The organism is Stagnimonas sp. FW305-C-60 (genome assembly GCF_058782965.1).
This window is the reverse complement of the sequence record NZ_JBYSYF010000002.1, coordinates 228308-250961: the sequence shown is the minus strand read 5'-3', so window position 1 is coordinate 250961 and position 22654 is coordinate 228308. Positions and strand designations below refer to the sequence as shown.

Sequence of the window (22654 nt, the reverse complement as noted above, 5' to 3'; positions counted from 1 at the left end):
CGTTTCGCCGCTCCCTCCTGCTAAGGTTTGCCGCATGAAAAAGCTCCTGCGAGTGCTCGCGCTGTTGTTCGTGCTCGGCCTGCTGGGGCTGGCGGCGGTGCTCTACGACGCCAACCGCCTGCTGCACCAGCCGCTGGCGCTGGAAGAGGTGGAGCGGGTCAGCATCGAGCGCGGCAACCGCATGCGCGACGTGATCCACCAGCTGCAGGCGGTGGACGCCTTCGTGACGCCTCGCCAGAGCCTGTACCTGCTGCTGCTGACCCGCCTGCGCGACCAGCAGACGCGGATCAAGGCTGGCGACTTCGACCTCGCTCCCGGCACCACCCCCTTGCAGGCGCTGGCGATGTTCGTCGAGGGCCGCGCGGTGCTCTCGGAGCTGCGCATCCCCGAGGGCTGGGGCTATGCGCAGCTGCTGGATCTGGTGCGCATCCATCCCGATCTCGGGCACAGCCTGCCGGAGGAGCTCGCGCCCGGGCAGCTGATGGCGCTGCTGGGCCTGCCCGGCCAGCATCCGGAAGGCCGCTTCTTTCCCGACACCTACCGTTTCACCAAGGGCATGCGCGACCTCGATTTTCTGCGCCACGCCCACCATCTGATGGAAAAGACGCTGAGCGCCGAGTGGGAGCAGCGGGCGCCCGAGCTGCCCTACGCCGATGCCAGCGCGGCGCTGACCATGGCTTCCATCGTCGAGAAGGAGACCGGTGCCGCCAACGAGCGGGCACGGATCGCCGGCGTGTTCGTGCGCCGCCTGCGCCTGGGCATGCTGCTGCAGACCGATCCGACAGTGATCTACGGTCTGGGGGAAAACTTCGACGGCAACCTGCGCCGCGTCGACCTGCTCACCGACACGCCCTACAACAGCTACACCCGCGCCGGCCTGCCGCCGACGCCGATCTGCCTGCCGGGGCGTGCCGCCATCCACGCCGCGCTGCATCCGGAGGACGATGGCAGCGTGTTCTTCGTCGCCCGCGGCGACGGCAGTCACCAGTTCAGCAAGACCCTGGAGCAGCACAACGCCGCGGTACGCCAGTACCAGCTCAAGGCTCAGCCGCGGCGCGAAGGGCCATGAGCGGCAGCGGCTACTTCCTGACCCTGGAAGGCGGCGAGGGCGCCGGCAAGTCCACCGCCGCGCGCTATATCGCCGACTGGCTACGCGCGAAGGGCCGCGAGGTGGTGCTCACCCGCGAGCCGGGTGGCTCGCCGCTGGCGGAAGCGATCCGCCAGGTGGTGCTGTCCAGCTGGGACGAGGGCGTGCCGGCGGAAACCGAGGTGCTGCTGATGTTCGCCGCCCGCGCCGCCCATCTCGCCGCCACCATCCGGCCGGCACTGGCGCGTGGTGCGGTGGTGCTCAGCGACCGCTTCGTCGACGCCAGCTGGGCCTACCAGGGCGCCGGCCGTGGCGTGCCGGCGGCGCGGCTGGCGGAGCTGGAGTCCTTCGTGCTCGGCGAGCTGCGGCCCGATCTCACCCTGGTCTTCGATCTGGCACCCGAGCAGGGCCTGGCGCGCGCCCACAGCCGCGGCGATGCCAACCGCTTCGAGGGCGAGGCCCTGGCCTTCCAGCGCCGGGTGCGCCAGGCCTACCTGGACCGTGCCCGGGCCGCGCCCGCTCGCTACGCGGTGATCGATGCCGGCCAGGAGCTGAAGCAGGTACAGGCGCAGTTGCTGGCTGTGCTGGAGCAGCACTTGTGAGCGAGGCTCTCGAACTGTTCCAGCCACTGCCCTGGCAGCAGGCGCAATGGGCGCAGATCGACGGCGCACGTCGGCGCGGCCAGCTCACCCATGCCTGGCTGCTGGCCGGGCCCGCAGGCGTCGGCAGGCGCGCCTTCGCCCGCGCCGTGGCCGCCAGCCTGCTGTGCGCCAATCCGGATGAACTGGGCCGCGCCTGCGGCCACTGCCGTGGCTGCCGGATGCTCGCCGCCGGCGGCCACCCGGATGCGCACCTACTGGCGCCGGATGGCCATCTCGGCCTCGCCGCCAGCGAGTCCCTGCAGCACGAGGACGGCCTGAGCTTCTGGACGCCGAAGAAGGACAGTGCCCGCCGCGACATCGCCGTCGATGCCGCCCGCAGCCTGCTGGAAAAGCTCACCGTCTCCAGCCATCTCGGCGGCGCGCGGGTGGTGGTGGTGCAACCGGCCAGCGCGATGAGCGAGGCCACCGCCAATGCGCTGCTGAAGACCATCGAGGAGCCGCCGGCCAACAGCTATCTGCTGTTTCTCGCCGAGTTCCCGCAGGCGCTCAAGCAGACCATCCGCAGCCGCTGCCAGACCCTGCGCTTCGCGCCACCGCCGGCCGCCGAGGCGCTGGACTGGCTCCAGGTGCTACATCCGAGCGCAGACGCGGCCCTGCTCGCCGACGCCGGTGGCGCGCCGCTACGGGCGGCGGAGTGGATCGCCAATGACGAGCCGGCGCGGCGCCGGCGCTGGCAGACCCTGCTGAGCCAGGTGGCCGAGCGCAAGCTCGATCCCCTGCAGGCCGCTGCCGAGTTCGGCCGCGACAAGTTCGAAGTAGCGGCGCTCTGTCGCTACTGGCAGGAGGCCCTGCTGAAGCAGTTGCGCCGGGGGCTGTGGAGCCCGCGCCATGAGCAGTTCCTGGCGCTGTTGCTGGAGAACCTGCGCCTGCTGGAAAACCAGAACGCCCAGCCGCAGCTGGTGCTGGAGTCGCTGCTGCTGCGCTGGCGGGCGCTGGCGGGCGCTACGGCAAGCGCGTAATCTGCGGACAGACCCCGCTGCGACTACTAGAAATCTCCCCTACATGAGCACCCCCGCGCGCGCTGGTGGACAGCCCGGCATCCTCACTCTCAACATCAAGGACAAGAGCGCGCTGTACGTCGCCTACATGCCCTTTGTGAAGAACGGCGGCCTGTTCATCCCCACCGAGAAGCAATACAAGCTCGGCGACGAGGTGTTCATCCTGCTGACGCTGATGGACTCCGCCGAGCGCCTGCCGGTGGCCGGCAAGGTGGTCTGGGTGACGCCGCGCGGCGCCCAGAACAAGCGCCAGCAGGGCATCGGCGTGCAGTTTTCCAGCCAGGATGCCGGCGCTACGCAGAAGAAGATCGAGGCGCTGCTGGCGGGCGCTCTGGGCGCGGATCGTCCCACCCACACGATGTGATCGCGGCGCCGTGCCGCGCTCGGATCAGCTCGCCGCCGGCAGCCCGCCGTCCAGGGTATAGGCGTTGTAGCCCTTCTGGGTCAGCACGAACACCGCCACCGAGGAACGTCGGCCGGAATCGCAGCAGGTGATGTAGCACTGGTTGCGGTCGAGCAGGGCCAGCCTCATGCGCAGCATGAACAGCGGGATGTTGAGCGCGCCCGGCAGCGGATGCACCTGCACCTCGCTGGGCATGCGCACGTCCAGCCACTTCGCCTGGCCGGCCGCGACCATGCGCTGCGCTTCGGCGAACTTCAGCTTGCGTGACAGCGGCTCGTTGAGCAGGGAACGGAAATCGCTCTTGGACAGGCGGGTGAGCTTGCCGCGGGTGAGCATGGTGACCGTGGCATTGCGCGGCGAGTCGGAGATCAGCGCCTCTTCACCAAAGCAGGAGCCGGCTTCCAGCTCGGCCAGCCGCACCGGCTTCTGGTTGGGCGCCTCGCGGGTGACCATGCAGCGGCCTTCGGTGATGACGTAGAAGTAGTCGCCGGGCTCGCCCTGCTTGAGCACCACCTGGCCGGCTTCGACCTCGATCGGCTGCATGCGCAGGAACATCGCCTGCAGATTGGCCGGCGGCACGCTCTGGAAGATCGGCATCTGCAGCAGGCGGGTCATCCAGTCGCCATCGCTGCTGTCTTCGCTGCCCAGTTCCTCCACCTCGAACTTGCCGGTTTGGTCCCAGGTGAGCATCACGTCCAGGAGACTGGCGTCCACCGCCAGCAGGCGGGCGCTCTGCACTGCCCGGGCGGCCACCTTGCGCGGCGACTGGTGGGCGATGCGGTGCGCGGCTTCCGGGCTGCCGGCGACCAGGCGCGCGAGCGGTTTGCCGTTGGCGTCCTCCAGCTGCACTTCGCCGGAAAGCAGGTACAAGGCCTTGCTGGCGCTCTCGCCGACCCGGAACAGCAGCTCGCCGTCGGCGAGTTCGCTGATCGTGGCCTTCTTCGCCAGCGTGGCCTGGCTGTCCGACTTCAGTGCGTTGAGGGGCACCAGCGTGGCGAACAGGGCTGGGCTTACGACCTCCGACATCTTGCTATCCCTTGGCTTTTGGTCCCTGCGGTATCGTTGAAACGATAACACGCGGGCCCTGGCGGCTTGTGGTATTCAGTCGAGCACGCGCCGGGCGCCGGCATAGCGTTTTTCAAACCAGGGTGCGTCGATACGGGTGGCGCGCACCGCGCCGCCGCTGACCGGGGCGTGCACGGCTTCGCCGTCACCTAAGTAGATCACCACATGGCTGGGCTCGCGCTTGCGCTCCTCGAAGCGGTAGAACAGCAGATCGCCGGGCCGTGCCTCGTCGCGGTCGATGGCCTCGCCGCTGCGGTACAACTCCGGCGTGCTGCGTGGCAGCTTGATGCCGGCGCGACCGTAGACGTAGTTGACCAGCCCCGAGCAATCGAAGCCGTCCGGCCCGCGGCCGCCGTAGCGATAGGGCTTGCCGACCTGGGCCAGGGCATCGGCGCGGATCGCCTGTTGCAGCGCACGGTCGCCACCCGGTGGCCGCGAGGCGCAGCCAAACAGCAGGCTCAGCAGCAACAGCGCCCAGGCGCAACGCATCAGATGGTGCTACCGGGAGGTGCGGTGCGCTGCATCGAGGGCCGCTGGCTGAAGCCGGCGTACCAGGCGGCGAGGGCAGGGCGGCCTTCCCGCCATTGCAGTTCGGGGAAGCGGAAGTCGAGATAGCCCAGCGCGCAGGCGACGCTGATCTCGGTGGTGCTGGCTTGTTCGCTGAGCAGTCCGGCCGCTTCTTGCTCGAGCTGGTCCAGGCCGCGCAGCACCGCCGCCCGCTTGCGCTCGGTCCAAGGCTGGTGCTGGCGCTCGGTTGGCCGGCGCGACTCCAGGAGCATCGCCACCGCCGCCTCGGTGATGCCGTCGGCGAGGTTCGCGCGCCGCAGCGCTGCCCAGCGCTGGCTGCCACGCGGCAGCGAGGTCAGGCCGCGGCTGCGGCCCATCAGGTACTCGATGATCAGGTCGGAGCCGGGCAGGCACTCGCCCTTCTCGGTGACCAGGGCGGGAATCTGTGCCAGCGGATTGGCTGCCAGGAACTCCGGTGGCGGATCGAAAGGATCCACGCCGATGCGCTCTACCAGGCTGCCCAATTCCAGTTCTTCGATGGCGACCAGCACCTTGCGCGCAAACGGCGAGGTCTTGGAGCCATACAGCTTCATCTTCATGCCGGTTCGGCCTCCTGGGACCGTCTTGTCGTTGTTGTCCGAATAGTAAGGCTCCAGCCCTGGTCGCGCCTCGCCGGTTCAGGGGGGTACTGGGCCTGACAGGCAACAAAAAAAAGCCCGCCAGGATGCCGGCGGGCGGTATTCGGACGCGAGCAGCGGCTTACAGGCCGCTGAGCTTGTCCAGATAGCGCTCGGCGTCGAGGGCCGCCTGGCAGCCGGTGCCGGCGCTGGTGATCGCCTGGCGGTAGACGTGATCCTGCACATCGCCGGCGGCGAACACGCCCGGCACCGAGGTGGCGGTGGCATCGCCGGCGGAGCCGGACTTCACCTTCAGATAACCGCCTTCCATTTCCAACTGACCCTCGAAGATGCCGGTGTTGGGCGAGTGGCCGATGGCGACGAACACGCCTTTCAGGCCGATTTCGCGCGTTGCCCCGGTTTCGAGGTTCTTCACCCGCATGCCGGTGACGCCGCTGGCATCGCCCAGCACCTCGTCCAAGGTCGAGTTCCAGATGATCTCGACCTTGCCTTCGGCGGCCTTCTTGAACAGCTTGTCGTGCAGGATCTTCTCGCCCTTGAACTTGTCACGCCGGTGGACGATGGTGACCTTGCTGGCGATGTTGGCGAGGTAGAGGGCTTCCTCGACCGCGGTGTTGCCGCCGCCGATCACCGCCACTTCCTGGCCCTTGTAGAAGAAGCCATCGCAGGTGGCGCAGGCCGACACGCCCTTGCCGCGGAATTCCTGCTCGCTGGCGAGGCCCAGATACTTCGCCGAGGCGCCGGTGGCGATGATCAGCGCATCACAGGTATAGCTGCCCTGATCGCCGACCAGCTTGTAGGGCTTGGTCTTGAGATCGACGCTCTGGATGTGGTCGTAGATGAACTGGGTTTCGAAGCGCTCGGCATGCTGCTGCAGGCGCGCCATCAGGTCCGGGCCCATCAGGCCGTGGACGTCGCCGGGCCAGTTGTCGACCTCGGTGGTGGTCATCAGCTGGCCGCCGACTTCCAGGCCGGTGATCATCACCGGCTTCAAGTTGGCGCGTGCCGCGTAGACCGCGGCGGTGTAGCCGGCCGGACCGGAGCCCAGGATGATGAGCGGGTGATGGACGGGGGTGGACATCGTTTACTCCTTCGCAAAATCGATGAGGGCGCCCGCTGCGCGGGACAGGAACCGGGTCTGACTTTCCTCACAGGGCGCATAGCGCCCGCCCTCTCAGCGAGCGCAAGCAAGCGCCCTCACAGCCCGGCCCGCCAGGGCCGGGCGCCCTCGCGGGTCTTAGAGCTTGCCGGCGTTTTCGGCGAGGTAGGAAGCCACACCTTCGGCGGTGGCCTTCATGCCCTTGTCGCCCTTCTTCCACCCGGCCGGGCAGACTTCGCCATGCTCTTCATGGAACTGCAGGGCGTCGACCAGGCGCACCATCTCATCGACATTGCGGCCCAGCGGCAGGTTGTTGACGGTCTGGTGCTGGACGATGCCGTTCTTGTCGATCAGGAAGGAGGCGCGGAAGGCGACGCCGTCCTGATGCTCGACGCCATAGGCGCGGACGATCTCGTGGTTGACGTCAGCGACGATCGGAAAGCCGACCGGGCCGATGCCGCCCTTGTTGACCGGCGTGGAGCGCCAGGCAAAGTGGGTGAACTGGCTGTCGATCGAGACGCCGACCAGCTGCACGCCACGCGCCTGGAATTCGGCCAGGCGGTGGTCATGGGCAATGATTTCGCTGGGGCAGACAAAGGTGAAATCCAGCGGCCAGAAGAACAGCACCACCGGCTTGCCGCGCAGGTCGGAGAGCTTCAACTCGCCGAGCGTGCCATCGCCGAGCACGGCGGCAGCCTTGAAGTCGGGGGCGGGACGATTGACGAGTACGCTCATGGGTCTATTCCTTGAAAGGACACGAATGAATGGCTGGACAGCTCTATAGGAAACCGGTTCGCGGCAAAAGCCTGGGATCATGGGGATGGAACCCGGTGGTTCCTGCGAACGCGGGCAAGTCTAGGAAGCTGGTCTGCATCGGTCAAAGCAAACCTGCATATTCGCCACATAGGGCCGGGCTATGAGCCGTGCACCGGCGTCGATGCGGGCGCTTGCCGCCTCTGATCCGTCTTGTGCACGCCGGGTTCGGCCGCACTGTTAGAACGTAAGCTGGAATCCGCGTGTCATACTTTTACATCTACTTCCTGTGATTCTTCCATGAGCGAAGCCGTCCGTCGCCCCTTGTTCGTGCGTCTGTTCCAGGGGCTCTGGAGCATAGTGGCCTGGACCTACCGGGTGCTGGTGATCCTGTTGCTGGTGGCCTCGCTGGGCCTGATCTGGGTCAGCAGCCGCGGCGGCCCACCCGTGGTGGTGGAAGACAATATCGCCCTGGTGGTGGCGCCCTCCGGGGCCTTGGTCGAGCAGATCGATCTGGAGCCGGCGCAGCGCCTGGCCGAGCAGTTTGGTGGCGAGCTGCCCTCGCAGACCCTGTTGCGCGACCTGGTCGACGCGCTCGACGCCGCTCGCCTCGACTCGCGGGTGAGCATGGCGGTGGTCAAGCTCGACGGCCTGAACAGCGCCGGCCTGGCGCAGCTGGAAGAGCTGAACGCCGCGATTGATCGCTTCAAGGCCTCCGGCAAGCCGGTGCACGCCTACGCGCCGAGCTACGAACAGAGCCATTACTTCGTTGCCGCGCACGCCAACGATATCTCCATCGATCCGCTGGGCATGGTGGCGGTGGAGGGCTTGTCCAGCCAGCAGATGTATTTCAAGGACGCGCTCGACAAGCTGGGCGTGGAGGTGAACGTGTTCCGGGTCGGCGAGTACAAGTCGGCGGTGGAGCCCTTCATCCGCAACAACATGTCGGCGGAGGCCAGGGCGGCAAACCTCGACTGGCTGGGTGATCTCTGGAGCCGCTACGGCAGCCTCACCGCGGTAGCGCGGCAGCTGCCCACCGACAGCATCGACCAGTACGTGAACGGTCTGGCTCCGGGCATGCAGCGCCTGCAGGGCGACGCCGCCGGCTATGCCAAGGAAGCCAAGCTGGTCACCCACATCGAAACCCTCAACGAGTTCCGCCAGCGCATGGCCGATACCGTGGGCATGGACAATGATCTCGGCAGCTTCCGCCAGATCTGGTCCGAGGACTATCTGCGCGCCGTGCATTCCAGCCGCAAGGCGCTGCCGCCGGACAGCAAGATCGCGCTGGTGGTGGTGCAGGGCGAGATCGTCGATGGCCCCGGCCAGCCCGGTTACGCCGGCGGCGACAGCATCGCCGACCTGCTCGACGAGGCGCGCCTCGACGACCAGGTGGCGGCGGTGGTGCTGCGGGTGGATTCCCCCGGCGGCAGCGTCTACGCCTCCGAGCAGATTCGCCGCGCCGTGCAGGCGCTGAAGGCCGACGGCAAGCCGGTGGTGGCCTCGATGTCCTCAGTGGCGGCCAGCGGCGGTTACTGGGTGAGCATGGCGGCCGACAAGATCATCGCCCACGAGAGCACCATTACCGGCTCCATCGGCATCTTCGGCTTGGTGCCGACCATCGCCAAGCCGCTGGAAAAGCTGGGTATCCACACCGATGGCGTCGGCACCACGCCGCTGGCCGGTGCCATGCGCATCGACCGGCCGCTGACCCCGGAGGTGAGGATCATCATCCAGAGCAGCATCGAGAAGGGCTATCGCGACTTCATCAACGGCGTCGCCGAAGGGCGCTCGCTGGCGCCGGAGGCGGTGGATCGCATCGCCCGTGGGCGCGTCTGGAGCGGCTTGAAGGCCAAGGAGCTGGGCCTGATCGACGGCTTCGGCGGGCTGGACGCGGCGATCACCACCGCCGCCGAACTGGCGCAGCTGAGCAGCGGCAGCTACGAGCTGGAGGAGCGTCACCCCGGCTACTCGACGCCTTTGCAGACGCTGTTCCACTTCCTGGGCCAGGCGGCGGCGCGCAGTCAGGCGCTGGGCAGTCTCGGTGGCCTGGTGCGGCAGCTTGCGCAGACGCCGGAGCTGCGTCAGCCGCTGGGCTGGATCAATGATCCGCGCGGAATCTATGCCCGTTGTTTCTGTGCCGTGACCCTGGATCGTCCCTGAGGTCGGGCTGGCCGCATGAGCACCGAGCAACCGCAACTTAGGCAGGCCCTGGTCAATGGCGCGCGCCTGAGCTATGTCGACCACGGCCAGGGGCCGCCGCTGCTGCTGATACATGGCCTGGGCGCCAGCCACGCCGACTGGGAGGCGCAGATCGCGCATTTCTCGCGGATCTTCCGGGTCATCGCCCCGGACCTGCGCGGTCATGGCGACAGTGACGACATCCCGCCCTACTCGGTGGAGCGTTTCGCCACCGACCTGCTGCAACTGGTCGAGCAGCTGCAACTGGGCACCCACGCGGTGGTCGGTCATTCCATGGGCGGCGCGGTAGCCATGCAGATGGCGATCCTGCGGCCCGAGCGCATCGTCAAGCTGGTGCTGAGCAATACCCTGCCGGATTTCCGCCCGCGCAGCTTTCAGCAGCGTCAGATGCTGTGGTTCCGGCAACTGACGGTGCGCCTGTTCGGCGTGCCGGCGCTGTCGCGCAAGTCGGCGGCGATGATGTTCCCGCAGCCCGAACAGGCCGAGCTGCGGGCCAAGGTCGCCGAACGCAACGGCCGGGTGCCGAAGTCGGTGTATCTGGCCTCGCTGCGGGCGCTGTCGGGCTGGTCGGTGCAGGACAAGCTGCAATGGCTGCGCATGCCCACCCTGGTGTTGGCCTCGGAGTTCGACTATTTCGAGACCCGACTGGCGCAGAACTTCACCGAGGCCTTGCCGGACGGGCGCTGCCGCCTGTTCCAGGGTGCCCATCATGGTCTGCAGATGGAGTATCCGGACGAGTTCAACCGTGCGGTGATGGACTTCCTGATGCCGGGCGGCACGCTCTCGGCCAAATCGGAAAGCGCGCTCAGCTGGCTAAGGGTCGATACCCAGGCGATGCCGAAGATCGACGTCCGCGAACTCTTGAAGAAGCCCTGAGCGGGTGCTGCGGTCTGGTCTGACGATTTGCTCAGCCAATGGCGGCAATGACAGCAATCAATTTCTAGCATGGCTCGGCTGGCCATAAGATTCATGCACCCCAAGCCGTATCTCTCCCAAAAGTCACCCAACAGGAGTCGCCGATGTCCCTGATCAATACCGCCGTCAAACCGTTCAAGACCACCGCCTTCCACAACGGCAAATTCGTGGATGTCACCGACGCCAGCCTCAAGGGCAAGTGGTCGGTGCTGATCTTCATGCCGGCCGCTTTCACCTTTAACTGCCCGACCGAGGTCGAGGACGCCGCCAACAGCTACGCCGAGTTCCAGAAGGCCGGTGCCGAGGTCTACATCGTTACCACCGACACCCACTTCTCGCACAAGGTCTGGCACGAAACTTCGCCGGCGGTCGGCAAGGCGCAGTTCCCGCTGGTCGGTGACCCGACCCATCAGCTGACCCGCGCCTTCGATGTGCACATCGAGGAAGAAGGCCTGGCCCTGCGTGGCACCTTCGTCATCAACCCGGACGGCATCATCAAGACCGCCGAGATCCACTCCAACGAGATCGCCCGCGACGTGTCGGAGACCCTGCGCAAGCTCAAGGCCGCCCAGTACACCGCCGCCCACCCGGGCCAGGTCTGCCCGGCCAAGTGGAAGGAAGGTGCGAAGACCATCGCGCCCTCGCTGGATCTGGTCGGCAAGATCTAAGCAGCACCGCTGTCCGGCTGGCCGCCCGTTGGGGGCGGCCAGCCCTTCTCAAATCGCAAGGTTTCGCCGGCCGGGTGTTCCGGACGGGGAAATCTTGCCCAAAATTCACGGAGCCGCGTCATGTTGGACACCGATCTCAAAACCCAGTTGAAGACCTATCTCGAACGGGTCACTCGGCCTATCGAGATCGTCGCCCACCTCGACGGCGGCGACAGCTCGCAGGAACTGCGGGCTCTGTTGCAAGACCTGAAGGAAGCCTCGCCGCAGATCAGCGTCAGCGAGCGCGGCGCCGAAGGTGCGCGCGTACCCTCCTTCAGCCTCGGCTCGCCGGGCGAGCAGATCGCCCTGAGCTTCGCCGGCCTGCCGATGGGCCACGAGTTCACCTCGCTGGTGCTGGCCCTGCTGCAGGTGGGTGGCTATCCCTCCAAGCTCGACGCGGAAATCATCGAGCAGGTGCGCAGGCTCGACGGCGACTACCGCTTCGAGACGTATTTCTCTCTCACCTGCCAGAACTGCCCCGACGTGGTGCAGGCGCTGAACCTGATGGCGGTGCTGAATCCGCGCATCTCCCACACCGCCATCGACGGCGCGCTGTTCCAGGCCGAGGTCGAGCAGCGCCAAGTGATGGCAGTGCCCAGCGTCTATCTCAACGGCCAACCGTTCGCTAGCGGCCGCATGGGCGTGGAGGAAATCCTCGCCAAGCTCGACACCAGTGCTTCGGCGCGCGAAGCCGAGAAGCTCAAGACCAAGGCGCCTTTCGACGTGCTGGTGGTCGGCGGTGGCCCGGCCGGCGCGGCGGCGGCGATCTACGCCGCCCGCAAGGGCATCCGCACCGGCGTTGCCGCCGAGCGCTTTGGCGGCCAGGTGCTGGACACCATGGGCATCGAGAACTTCATCTCGGTGCCGGAAACCGAGGGCCCCAAGCTGGCCGCCGCGCTGGAGCAGCACGTCAAGAGCTACGAGGTGGACGTGATGAACCTGCAGCGCGCCGAGAAGCTGATCCCCGCCGGAGCCGATGGCCTGATCGAGGTGCAGCTGGCCAGCGGCGCCGCGCTCAAGGCCAGGACCGTGGTGATCGCCACCGGCGCCCGCTGGCGGCAGATGAACGTGCCCGGCGAGAACGAGTACCGCAACAAGGGCGTGGCTTACTGCCCGCACTGCGACGGTCCCTTGTTCAAGGGCAAGCGGGTGGCGGTGATCGGCGGTGGCAACTCTGGTGTGGAGGCGGCGATCGACCTCGCCGGCATCGTCAGCCAGGTGACGCTGATCGAGTTCGACGCGCAGTTGCGCGCCGACGCGGTCTTGCAGCGCAAGCTCTTCAGCCTGGCCAACGTCAAGGTCATCGCCTCGGCGCAGACCACCGAAGTGACTGGCGACGGCCAGAAGGTGAATGGTCTCGTCTACAAGAACCGCGCGAATGGCGAGCTGAACACGGTCGAGCTGGAAGGCATCTTCGTGCAGATCGGCCTCTTGCCGAACAGCGACTGGCTCAAGGGCACGGTGGCGCTGTCGCCGCGCGGCGAGATCGAGATTGATGCTCGTGGCCAGACTTCAGTGCCGGGTGTGTTCGCCGCCGGCGACGTGACCACGGTGCCGTACAAGCAGATCGTGATCGCGATGGGCGAGGGCTCCAAGGCCGCGCTCAGCGCCTTTGATCACCTGATCCGCAGCTCGGCGCCGGAGGCGCAGAAGGCGGCGGCCTGAAGCCTGCTTGGTCTCCCCAGCTCACATAGGGGAGACCGGTCTTTAAGCTAGACAAAGCGCATCGACAGGTCGATGGCGTGCAGGTGCTTGGTGATGCCGCCGACCGAAATGCGGTCGACGCCGGTCTCCGCCAGCCGGCGGATGTTGGCCAGGTTGGCGCCGCCGGAATACTCGATCACCGTCTTGCCGCCCGCCGCCCGATGGGCGCGGGTCAGGCGCACCGCCTCGCGGATTTCGGCGTCCGGCAGTTCATCGACCAGCAGCAGGTCGACGTTCTCGGCCAGTGCGGCGCGGACCTCGTCGAGATCCTCGGCCTCGGTCATCAGCGGCACGCCGGCATTCAAGGCGCGCGCCGCCGCCAGCGCGGCGGCGATGCCTCCCGCCGCGGCGATGTGGTTTTCCTTGATCAGGATGCCGTCGTAGAGCCCGATGCGGTGGTTCACGCCGCCGCCCATGAGCACGGCGTACTTCTGCGCATTGCGCAAGCCGGGCAGGGTCTTGCGGGTGTCGGCGATGGCGCAGCCGGTGCCTGCCACCGCTTCCACGTAGCGGGCCACCGTGGTGGCGGTACCCGACAGGGTTTGCAGGAAGTTCAGCGCGCTGCGCTCACCGGTGAGCAGGGCACGCGCCGGGCCGGCGAGGGTGAACAGCACGGTGTCGGCGACCACCCGTTCGCCTTCGCCGATCTGCCAGTCCACCGCGATTTCCGGGTCGAGCTGGCGGAACACCTCATCGACCCAGGGCCGACCGCAGATCACCGCCGGCTCGCGGCAGATCACCCGCGCCTGCGCTGGGTGATCCGGGCTCAGGCGCGCGGTGTGATCGCCGGCCGTGCCCAGGTCTTCCGCCAGCGCGGCACGCACCGTCTCGGCCAGGTTGTTGACATACGCCGGTAGCTGGATCGTCATCGCCGCCTCACGCCTCACGCCTCACGCCTCACGCCGCCAGCAAGAATTCGAGCAGCGCCATCTGCGCCCAGAGACGGTTCTCCGCCTCGTCCCAGATCACACTCTGCGGGCCGTCGATCACTTCGGCGCTGACTTCCTCGCCACGGTGCGCGGGCAGGCAGTGCTGGAAGATCGCCTCCGGCTTGGCCAGGGCCATCAGCTCGGCGTTGACGGTGTAGGCGGCGAAGGCGGCGAGACGCTGCGCTTCCTCCTTTTCCTGGCCCATGCTGGTCCAGGTATCGGTCACCACCAGATCGGCACCACGCGCCGCGCTGGCGGCATCGGTGCAGCTCTCCACGGCGTCACCGGCCCAGGCCAGCAGTTCGGCGTCGGGGGTGAATCCGGCCGGGCAGGCCAGGCGCAGGCGGAAGCCAAGCAGCTTGGCGGCCTCGATCCAGGAGTGGCAGACGTTGTTGCCGTCGCCGACCCAGGCCGCGGTCTTGCCGGCCAGCGGGCCGCGGTGCTCGATCCAGGTCTGCAGGTCGGCGAGCAACTGACAGGGGTGGTGCAGATTGCACAGGCCGTTGATGACCGGCACCGAGGCATTGCGCGCCAGCTCCTGCTGGTCGCGGTGCGAATCGTTACGGATCATGATCGCGTCGACCATGCGCGACAGCACGCGCGCGGTGTCGGCGATCGGCTCGTTGCGGCCGAGCTGAGTGGCGTCGCCGTGCAGGAACAGCGCATGTCCGCCGAGCTTGGCCATGCCGGCCTCGAAGCTGACCCGGGTGCGGGTCGAGTTCTTGGTGAAGATCATCGCCAGGGTCTTGCCGGCGAAGGGCTGGGGCAGGGCGGCTTTCTGGGCCTTCAGCGCGCGAGCCCGGTCGATGACCCGGTTGATCTCGGCAGCGGAAAGGTCGGAGAGCTTCAGAAAATGGCGCGGCATGGCAGAACACTCAAAAGAGAAGGGCCGCCTGGTTAGGCGGCCCGGGTGATGCGAGCTGGGAATCTCAGGCGAGATTCTTTTCCACGAATTCCCAGTTCACCAGCGCCCAGAAGTGCTCCAGGTAGGTGGGACGGGCATTGCGGTAGTCGATGTAGTAGGCGTGTTCCCAGACATCGGCGGTGAGCAGCGGCTTCTGGCCGGCGGTCATCGGGTTGCCGGCGCCCTGGGTGGAGACGATGGCCAGCGAACCATCGGCGTTCTGCACCAGCCAGGCCCAGCCGGAGCCAAAGGTGTTGATCGCGGCTTCGGTGAAGGCCTTCTTGAAGTCCTCGACGCCGCCGAACTGCTTGACCAGGGCATCGGTCAGCTTCTTGCCGGGCGGGGTCTGCTTCGGAGTGAGGCAGTGCCAGAAGAAGGTGTGGTTCCAGATCTGGGCGACGTTGTTGAAGATCTTGCCGGAGGACTTCTTGATCACGTCCTCCATCGACATGGTCTCGAACTCGGTGCCGGCGACCAGCTTGTTGGCGTTGTCGACGTAGGCCTTGTGGTGCTTGGCGTAGTGGTAGTCGAAGGTCTCGGCCGACATGTGCGGCACGAGGGCGTCCTTCGCGTAGGGCAGTTCTGGGAGGGTAAAGGCCATGGCGTTTTCCTAAAAAACAGGTCCTCGTGGGCTGGGATGAATCCTGGCGGGGCAGCAAAAGCGGATGGGCAACATAGGCGAGCAACCCCGCAAATTCAACCGGGGCCGGCTTGATGGTGGGCTGGATGGACGACTTGGCGAATGATGAATGGCTGCCGCGGTTCATTATCTGGCACGAAACTCGCGCGTATAATCCGCCGCCTTATGAGGCACCGTACCGGTTTGCAACGGACTGAAGGTCGTTTTTCCAAAGGCCTAACGAATCCGAACGAAGGAGAGTTCCAGATGGACGCGCTCGAGCGCATCAAACAGCAGGTCAGCGAAAACCCCGTCATTGTTTACATGAAGGGCAGCCCGGATTTCCCGCAGTGCGGCTTCTCGGCGCGCACCGTGCAGGCACTCAATGCCTGCGGCGTGGAGTACGCCTATGTGAACATCTACGAAGACGAAGAGATTTACCGCGCCCTGCCGAAGTTCGCCAACTGGCCGACTTTCCCGCAGCTTTATGTGAAGGGCGAACTGGTCGGCGGTTGTGACATCACCCTGGATCTGTACCAGACCGGTGAGTTGAAGAAGATGCTGGAAGAAGCCGTGGGACGTAAGGCTGCCGCCTGAGCCGATCCCCGCGCGAAGAGAACCCGCCCTGGTGGCGGGTTTTTTTGTCCACTATCCGGCGTCGCGTACTCGGCGTATCAAATAAGCGTAAACAGACTGTCAACCGTCCTCCGGGACTGACGTTCACTTCAGGTCATCCAGCCGCGCGTGACTCGTCCGCCTTGGCTGTTCCTACTCAAGAACCCTGGTCTTCCTCATTCATGGAAAGCAAACGCTGGTCTACCTGGTTAAGTGGTTTCGGCCGTTCCCCGGCAGTCGCGCTCACGATTTCGGTCACGCTGGTCAGCCTGGTGTCGCTAAACCTGCCCGTGCAGCGGGTGCAGGGTGGCGACGGCAAGCAGTCCTTCAATTGCCCCGCCGGCTATGACTGGCGTGATCCTGCCGAAGTGGCCGCCGAATTTGGCGCGGTGAGCCCCGCGCGCGCAGCGAAGCTGCGCGAGCACTACGGCGAAAAAGCCTGCGTCTGGCGCAAGCTGCCGGAGTCGCTGATGGAGGTGGGCGAGTCCCAGAAGGCGCGTGCCGAAGCGGTGGGCGAGGTGCCCGAGGGCCTGCTGCGCAAGGCGGCCGAGCAGAAGGCGGCGATGATGCCGCGCCAGAAGGCGGTGGCGAATGCCAGCGGCGCCTGGAGCGAGTACGGCAAGGGTCCGCAGATCTACAAGGCAGAGTATTCCGGCAGCGCCGGCAACGACGGCATTCCCACCGTGTCCGGCCGGGTCGACGAGTACGTCTATGACGAGGCCAACAAGCGCCTGTTCGCCGCGGTCGGCAATGGCGGCATCTGGCTCAGCGAGGCGGTGGATGGCGATCTCAGCACCCTCGGCAACAGCTGGCGGCCGCTGGGCGACAAGCTGCCGACCCTGATCGCCAGTGGCGTGGCCTGGACCACCGGAGGTGGCGGCACGCTGATCGCGCTGACCGGCGAGCACACCGCGGGCGGCAATACCTACACCGGTCTCGGCGCCTACTGGACCACCGACCTGGGCCAGACCTGGAACCACGCCACCGGCATTCCCGACGGCGCTCTGGGCTCGAAGCTGAAGGTCGACCCTTCCAACCCGAACATCGTCTATGCCGCCACCGGCAAGGGCCTGTTCCGCTCCACCGACGCCGGGCGCAACTTCACCAATGTCGCGCTGCCGGTTTCCACCGACTGCGCCGGCAATTTCACCAATTCGAAGTGCCTGTTCGCCAACATCGTCACCGATGTGATCGTCAAGGTGCCGGGTGGCATCACCAACGAGGTCTGTGACGCCGCCGGTTGCCCGGTGATCGCCGCCGTGGGCTATCGCGCCGGCAACCTGCCGTATGCCGATGGCACGGCGCAGTCGCCTGGCAATGGCCTGTACCGCTCCGACACCGGTGTGCCGGGCAGCTACACCAAGATCGAAGCCGCTGGCCCCGATCCGCTGCTCCCCTACGGTTTTGCTCCGCAGGATCGCATCGGTCGCATCGAGATGGGCCAGGCCTATGGCCCCGAGCAGGACCACAACATCATCTACGCGATGGTGCAGGACGCGCGCCTGCTCAATGGCACCTCCGGCCCGCTGCTGGACAGTGACCTGATTCCGGGCACCCAGATTCCGATCGAGTGCAGCAGCCTGCCGGAAGGCGACCCGCAGTTCGTCTGCGAACTGGTGGCCGAGGGCCTCAATCCCACCTATTTCAATGGCATCTACGCCTCCACCGACTTCGGCGACACCTGGTTCCGCATGGCCGACGACCTTGAGCTGGTCGGCACCGCCGGCGCCACCGGCTCCTCGCTGGCGGCCACCGCGGCGCTCGGCGTCGCCCCGGGCATCCAGTCCTGGTACAACCAATGGATCGCGGTGGACCCGACCCAGGCCGACCCGGTCACCGGTGCGCCGACCCGCATCGCCTTCGGCCTGGAAGAGGTCTGGACCAACAGCCTGCCGCTGCCCCTGATCGGCGCTCCGCAGGCGGCCAGCCCCTCGGACTTCAAGGTGATCGGCACCTACTTCTCCGGCGAGACCTGCCTGTTCCTGATCGGCAATGTCGGCGGTGTCGGCGTCCCGGTCTGCCCGACCAGCAGCACCCAGGTCGGCGGTCGCACCACCACCCACCCCGACCAGCAGGGCGGTCTGTTCATCCCCGACGGCGAGGGCGGTGTCTGGCTGTTCGCCGGCAATGACGGCGGCGCCTACAAGCAGCACTCCACGGACCCGACCACCGATCCGCTGAGCAACGACAAGTGGGGCTCGGGCATCAACAACGGCTTCTACACGCTGATGAACTACGGCGTGTCGGTGGCCAAGGACGGCACCGTCTGGTACGGCCTGCAGGACAACACCTCCGGCAAGATCGACCCGACCACGCGGGAACAGATCCGCATCTACGTCGGTGACGGCATGTGGACGGCGGTGGACCCGGACAACGCCAATACCGCCTACTTCCAGACTCCCGGCCTCTCGCTGGTGCGCACGCTCGATGGCGGTGTCAGCAACGAGTATGTGGATGGCTTCGATGTTGGCACCGCGCACTTCCTGTCGCCCTTCGTGATGGACGACAAGGACGCCAAGCATCTGGTCGCGGCTGGCACCAAGGTGGCGGAGACGCTCAACGCCGACACTGACGCGACCTGGACCACGGTCTATGACTTCGGCACCGACGAGGCCAGCGGTGCGGCCTTCCAGGCCCGTGGTCGGGTGCTAGACGTAGTGGGCGACTACGTCTACGCCGCGGCCTGCGGCCCCTGCAATCTGGTCGGCAGCGCCAACCAGTTCCAGCGCAAGCTGGCGACCAATGTCGGCGGCGACAAGCCGGCGGCCAAGGGCACCGCCGACGGCTGGCACGATGCGGCGCTGAGCGGCCTGCCCAATCGCTACATCTACTCGCTGCACATCGATCGCAACGACCCCACCGGCAAGACCGTCTACGTGGTTCTGGGCGGTTATTCGACCGCGCGCTGGGCGCCGCCGGGGCAGTACGGCGATACCAACGACAACCTGCAACCGGGCAAGAACGTCTGGGTGTCGAAGGACGCCGGTGCCACTTTCAGCTCGCTGCAGGGCAATCTGCCGGACGTGGTCACCACCGCGATCCTGCGCCGTGGCAACCAGCTGATCGTCGGCACCGACATCGGCGTGTTCATCTCCAGCGATCTCAACGGTAGCGAGTGGGTGCCCCTGGGCAGCAACCTGCCCAGCAATCCGATCAACCAGCTGGTGCTCAAGCCCGGCGATGACACGCAGCTGTTCGCCGCCACCTTCGGCCGTGGCGTGCAGCAGTACACGTTCCCGGCCGGTGGTGGCAGCTCCTCGGGCGGCGGTTCGTCCGGTGGCTCCAGTGGTGGCTCTGGCGGTGATTCCGGCGGTCGTTTCGGCGGCTCCCCCGGTGCTGCGCTGCTGATCGTTCTGGCTGGCCTGGGCCTGCTGCGGCGGCGCCAGCGGCGGCACTGATCCCGGCCTGCGGTTTGGCAAGCTGCGAATGGGCGGGAGAGATCCCGCCCATTTTTTTTGGGACACAGCCGGGAGTGATGTGTTCCTGACTGGTGTCAATTTTGCATATAGTTAGGGCCATCGCGGCTCGGGCCGCATTCCCCATCCGCAGTACAAGGAAGTCCACTTAGGCCAGGAGGCTGAAGGTATGTTCATGTTGTCCGTCCGCAAGGAAAACCTGCGGCTGCGTGCGCCGTTCCGCCTGCCGACCGCCGGGATCGCGGCCCTGGCTTCGGTGATGGCGGTTTCCGCCGTGCTCTGGCAGTCCGGCGCGCCGCGTCAGGCCGGGCAGGGCGCCTGCCCCGCGGGCTATGTCGCCCGCGATCCGGTGGCGGTATCGCAGCAGCTCAACCCGGCCTACGCGCGTCAGCACGGCGAGCGCATCCGTGCCGAGTTCGGCGATAGCCTCTGCGTGTCTGCGCATCTGCCGGAATCGACGCTGGAAGTGGCGCTGACCCGTCGCGACCTCGCCGAGATGCACAGCGCCCCGGCCGGCACCGCCCGGCGGGCGGTGGAACAGAAGGCGGCCCTGCAGGCAAACCAGGCCAAGGTCGCCAATGCCGCCGGTAGCTGGGAGCAGTACGGCCAGGGGCCGCAGGTGGGTGATCCGGCCTACAACAGCGCCAACGCGGTGATGGGCCACACCCAGGTGATGGGCCGCACCGACAACTTCGCCTACGACCCCGAGCACAAGCGCCTGTTCGCGGCGGTCGCCAACGGCGGCATCTGGATGAGCGAGGCGGTGGACGGAGATCTTTCCACCCTCGGCAACCAGTGGCGTCCAATCGGCGACAAGCTGCCGACCCTGGTCAACAGCGCCGTGGCCTGGACGCCGGCGGCGGGCGGGCGGGTCCTCTCGCTTACCGGCGAGCACACCATGGGCGGCAATTCCTACGTCGGCCTCGGTGCCTACTGGAGCGACAACCTCGGCCAGAGCTGGCACCACGCCAGTGGCGTCCCGGACGCCGCCTTCGCCTTCAAGCTGGCAGTCGACGACTCCAATCCCAGCATCGTCTACGCTGCCACCAGCAAGGGCTTGTTCCGCTCGGAGGATGCCGGCAATAGCTTCGTCAACGTTAAGCTGCCGGTGTCGGAAGAATGCGCGGGTGTGGAGACGCTGGGCCCCTGCCAGTTCGCCAATTTCGTCACCGACGTGGTGGTGAAGAAGCCAGGTGGCAGCACCGGCATCGAATGCGGCGCCGAGGGCTGCCCGGTGCTGGCGGCGGTGGGCTTTCGCAGTGGTGCCGCGCCGTATCCCGATGGCAAGCCACAGTCGCCGGGCAATGGTCTGTACCGCTCCGACTCCGGCAAGGCCGACAGCTTCACGCGCGTCGGCACGCCGACCCCGACCGGCCTCTCGCCCTTCGGCTTCGCGCCGAACGAGCGCATCGGCCGTGTCGAGCTGGGCAATGCCCTGGGCGACGCCCAGAACCACGATTACGTCTACGCCATCGTCCAGGACGCGGTGCTGCTCAATGGCGGCTTTCCGCTGATCGACATCGATGTAGGCGATCTGCCGGCCGATCTGGGTTCGCTCTGCGCGCTGCTGCTGGGCGGTATCCCCGACGGTGGCACCGGCCTGAGCCCCCTGGTCTCCACCGTCTGCGAGCTGCTGGGCCTGGTCAGCATCAGCTCCACCAATTTCAACGGTCTCTACGCGTCTTCCGACTTCGGCGATACCTGGACCCGCATCACCGACGACCTGAGCTTGCTGCTCAACGCGCCGCTGTCCGGCTCCTCGCTGGTGGTGCCGATCCCGCTCGGCGTCGGTCCCGGCATCCAGGCCTGGTACAACATGTGGGTCAAGCCCGACCCGACCCAGCAGCTCGCCGGCATGCCGACGCGCCTGACCTTCGGCCTGGAAGAGCTGTGGAAGAACCGGCTGCCGCTGCCGCCGCTGGGCCTGGTCGAAAGCCTGCCGGTGGGTCTGGACGTGTTCGGCACCTACTTCGCCGGCGACACCTGCCTGTTTCTGATCGGCTCGCCGACCTTGCCGGTGCGCATCCCGATGCCGGTCTGCCCGACCTACGACGGCGTCATCAACGGCACTACCACCCATCCCGACCAGCAGGACGGCATCTACGTGCCGGACGGCGAGGGCGGCGTCTGGCTGTTCGTCGGCAACGACGGCGGCGTCTACAAGCAGCATTCCAGCGGCTTGCTCGACGACTTCGTCAACAACCAGTGGGGCGATGGCGCCAACCAGGGCTTCTACACCCTGATGCACTACGGCATCGCGGTCGCCAAGGACGGCACCGTCTACTACGGCAACCAGGACAACGCCTCCGGCAAGATCGAGCCCGACACCCGCCGCCAGGTTGGCATCTGGGTCGGCGACGGCATGTGGGCGGCGGTGGACCCCGACAACTCGCAGACCGCCTACGTTGCCACGCCGGCCTTGTCGATCGTGCGCAGCACCGACGGCGGCAAGACCGCGACCAGCATCTACACCTCGGCCGACTTCGGCACCGGGCACTTCCTCTCGCCCTGGATGATGGACCCGCTCGACGCCAATCAGCTGGTCGGCGCCGGGACCAAGGTGGCGGTGACGCTCAACGCCGCCACCGACGCCACCTGGACCACGGTGTTCGATCTCGGCGTGGACGAAGCCAGCGGTGCCGCGCACCAGGCCCGCAACCGCTCGCTGGACGTGCGCGGCGAGGCGATCTACGTCGGCTTCTGCGGCCCCTGCAACCTCGCTGGTGCCGATGCCCAGTTCCAGCGCGGCATCGCCACCAATGTCGGCGGCGACAAGCCGCCGGCCAAGGGCAGCGCCGACGGCTGGCACTTCGCGAAGGCGGAAGGCCTGCCCAACCGCTACATCTACAACATCCACATCGACCCGCAGGACAGCAAGACCATCTACGTGGCGCTGGGTGGCTATTCCTCGGCGCGCTGGGCGCCGCCGGGCCAGTACCTCGATACCAACCCGGACATCGGTACCGGCAACCTGTACAAGTCCACCGATGCCGGCGAGACCTTCGTCAACATCAGCGGCAACCTGCCGGATACGGTCGCCAGTGCGGTGATCCGTCGCGGCCAGCAACTGATCGTCGGCACCGATCTGGGCGTGTTCATCTCCAGCGACCTGAGCGGCAAGGACTGGGCGCCGCTGGGCGATCTGCCCAGCGTGCCGGTCAACCAGCTGGTGCTGAAGCCCGACGACGACAAGCAGCTGTTCGCCGGCACCTTCGGCCGTGGCGTGCAGCGTTACACCTTCAGTGATGAGGGTGGTTCGTCTTCCGGCGCTTCTTCGGGCGGCTCATCCAGCGGTGGTTCCTCCGGCGGCACGCAGGAAGGCCGCTTTGGCGGTGCCCTGGGCCTGCCGCTGCTGCTGACGCTGAGTGGCTTGCTGTTGCTGCGTCGGCGCTACGCCTGCGGTCTGCGCAAACAGCAGTAGCCGCGCGGCC

The 22654-nt window shown here is 66.9% G+C and carries 19 protein-coding genes; 11 read left to right on the top strand and 8 right to left on the bottom strand.

All coding sequences use genetic code 11. From position 1 onward, the window contains the following. Positions 1–34: 34 nt before the first annotated feature. Genes mltG through AC3WT6_RS08030 form a run of 4 tightly spaced genes read left to right on the top strand, consistent with a single transcriptional unit; the run spans position 35 to position 3111 of the window. Positions 35–1069, top strand: a complete 1035-nt coding sequence (mltG, locus tag AC3WT6_RS08045; protein ID WP_492653067.1) for an endolytic transglycosylase MltG — start codon at positions 35–37, stop codon at positions 1067–1069. Continuing rightward, positions 1066–1689, top strand: coding sequence for a dTMP kinase (tmk, locus tag AC3WT6_RS08040; RefSeq protein WP_492653066.1), 624 nt, complete (start codon positions 1066–1068; stop codon positions 1687–1689). The genes mltG and tmk overlap by 4 nt, the downstream gene beginning before the upstream one ends. Further along, positions 1686–2708, top strand: a complete 1023-nt coding sequence (holB, locus tag AC3WT6_RS08035; protein WP_492653065.1) for a DNA polymerase III subunit delta' — start codon at positions 1686–1688, stop codon at positions 2706–2708. The genes tmk and holB overlap by 4 nt, the downstream gene beginning before the upstream one ends. Positions 2709–2751: 43 nt before the next feature. Next, a complete protein-coding gene (locus tag AC3WT6_RS08030) occupies positions 2752–3111 on the top strand; it encodes a PilZ domain-containing protein (RefSeq protein ID WP_492653064.1) in 360 nt (119 codons plus the stop codon). A 24-nt stretch (positions 3112–3135) separates the two neighbouring features. Here the strand turns inward: AC3WT6_RS08030 and AC3WT6_RS08025 are convergent, their stop codons facing one another. From AC3WT6_RS08025 to AC3WT6_RS08005, 5 genes are all read right to left on the bottom strand, one after another. Beyond that, positions 3136–4176: a cyclic nucleotide-binding domain-containing protein gene (locus tag AC3WT6_RS08025; RefSeq protein ID WP_492653063.1), complete on the bottom strand. Its 1041-nt coding sequence runs from the start codon at positions 4174–4176 to the stop codon at positions 3136–3138. A gap of 75 nt (positions 4177–4251) precedes the next feature. Continuing rightward, positions 4252–4704, bottom strand: coding sequence for a C40 family peptidase (locus AC3WT6_RS08020; protein WP_492653062.1), 453 nt, complete (start codon positions 4702–4704; stop codon positions 4252–4254). Beyond that, positions 4704–5321, bottom strand: a complete 618-nt coding sequence (locus AC3WT6_RS08015; RefSeq protein ID WP_492653061.1) for a glutathione S-transferase family protein — start codon at positions 5319–5321, stop codon at positions 4704–4706. Before AC3WT6_RS08015 ends, AC3WT6_RS08020 begins: the two co-directional genes overlap by 1 nt. Positions 5322–5481: 160 nt before the next feature. Continuing rightward, positions 5482–6441, bottom strand: coding sequence for a thioredoxin-disulfide reductase (trxB, locus tag AC3WT6_RS08010; RefSeq protein ID WP_492653060.1), 960 nt, complete (start codon positions 6439–6441; stop codon positions 5482–5484). Positions 6442–6597: 156 nt separating this feature from the next. Beyond that, complete coding sequence (locus tag AC3WT6_RS08005; protein WP_492653059.1) at positions 6598–7194, bottom strand: peroxiredoxin; 597 nt, start codon at positions 7192–7194, stop codon at positions 6598–6600. A 318-nt stretch (positions 7195–7512) separates the two neighbouring features. On the opposite strand from AC3WT6_RS08005, the gene sppA reads away from it, so the two are divergent. The 4 genes from sppA (at position 7513) to ahpF (ending at position 12701) form a co-directional block, all read left to right on the top strand. Further along, a complete protein-coding gene (sppA, locus tag AC3WT6_RS08000; protein WP_492653058.1) occupies positions 7513–9375 on the top strand; it encodes a signal peptide peptidase SppA in 1863 nt (620 codons plus the stop codon). A 15-nt stretch (positions 9376–9390) separates the two neighbouring features. Continuing rightward, complete coding sequence (locus AC3WT6_RS07995) at positions 9391–10290, top strand: alpha/beta fold hydrolase (protein WP_492653057.1); 900 nt, start codon at positions 9391–9393, stop codon at positions 10288–10290. 143 nt (positions 10291–10433) lie between these two features. Continuing rightward, on the top strand, positions 10434–10997 hold the full coding sequence (ahpC, locus tag AC3WT6_RS07990; protein WP_492653056.1) for an alkyl hydroperoxide reductase subunit C: 564 nt from the start codon (positions 10434–10436) through the stop codon (positions 10995–10997). Positions 10998–11117: 120 nt separating this feature from the next. Next, the gene (ahpF, locus tag AC3WT6_RS07985; protein WP_492653055.1) at positions 11118–12701 is read left to right on the top strand and encodes an alkyl hydroperoxide reductase subunit F; all 1584 of its coding nucleotides are present in this window, start codon (positions 11118–11120) and stop codon (positions 12699–12701) included. A gap of 47 nt (positions 12702–12748) precedes the next feature. On the opposite strand, the gene nadC is transcribed toward ahpF, so the two are convergent. From nadC to AC3WT6_RS07970, 3 genes are all read right to left on the bottom strand, one after another. Further along, a complete protein-coding gene (gene nadC / locus AC3WT6_RS07980) occupies positions 12749–13609 on the bottom strand; it encodes a carboxylating nicotinate-nucleotide diphosphorylase (protein WP_492653054.1) in 861 nt (286 codons plus the stop codon). A gap of 28 nt (positions 13610–13637) precedes the next feature. Further along, positions 13638–14534 carry an ornithine carbamoyltransferase gene (argF, locus tag AC3WT6_RS07975; RefSeq protein ID WP_492653053.1) on the bottom strand — a complete coding sequence of 299 codons (897 nt, stop codon included), beginning with the start codon at positions 14532–14534 and terminating at the stop codon, positions 13638–13640. 64 nt (positions 14535–14598) lie between these two features. Then, positions 14599–15174 (bottom strand): superoxide dismutase, encoded by a 576-nt coding sequence (locus AC3WT6_RS07970; RefSeq protein WP_492653052.1) that lies wholly within the window; start codon positions 15172–15174, stop codon positions 14599–14601. A 285-nt stretch (positions 15175–15459) separates the two neighbouring features. Between AC3WT6_RS07970 and grxD the strand changes: the two genes are divergently transcribed. The 3 genes from grxD (at position 15460) to AC3WT6_RS07955 (ending at position 22644) form a co-directional block, all read left to right on the top strand. Beyond that, positions 15460–15789 (top strand): Grx4 family monothiol glutaredoxin, encoded by a 330-nt coding sequence (gene grxD, locus AC3WT6_RS07965; RefSeq protein WP_492653051.1) that lies wholly within the window; start codon positions 15460–15462, stop codon positions 15787–15789. 290 nt (positions 15790–16079) lie between these two features. Next, entirely contained in the window at positions 16080–19205 is a 3126-nt protein-coding gene (locus AC3WT6_RS07960; protein ID WP_492653050.1) for a WD40/YVTN/BNR-like repeat-containing protein, read from the top strand. A 193-nt stretch (positions 19206–19398) separates the two neighbouring features. After that, a complete protein-coding gene (locus AC3WT6_RS07955; protein WP_492653049.1) occupies positions 19399–22644 on the top strand; it encodes a hypothetical protein in 3246 nt (1081 codons plus the stop codon). Positions 22645–22654 lie beyond the last annotated feature (10 nt).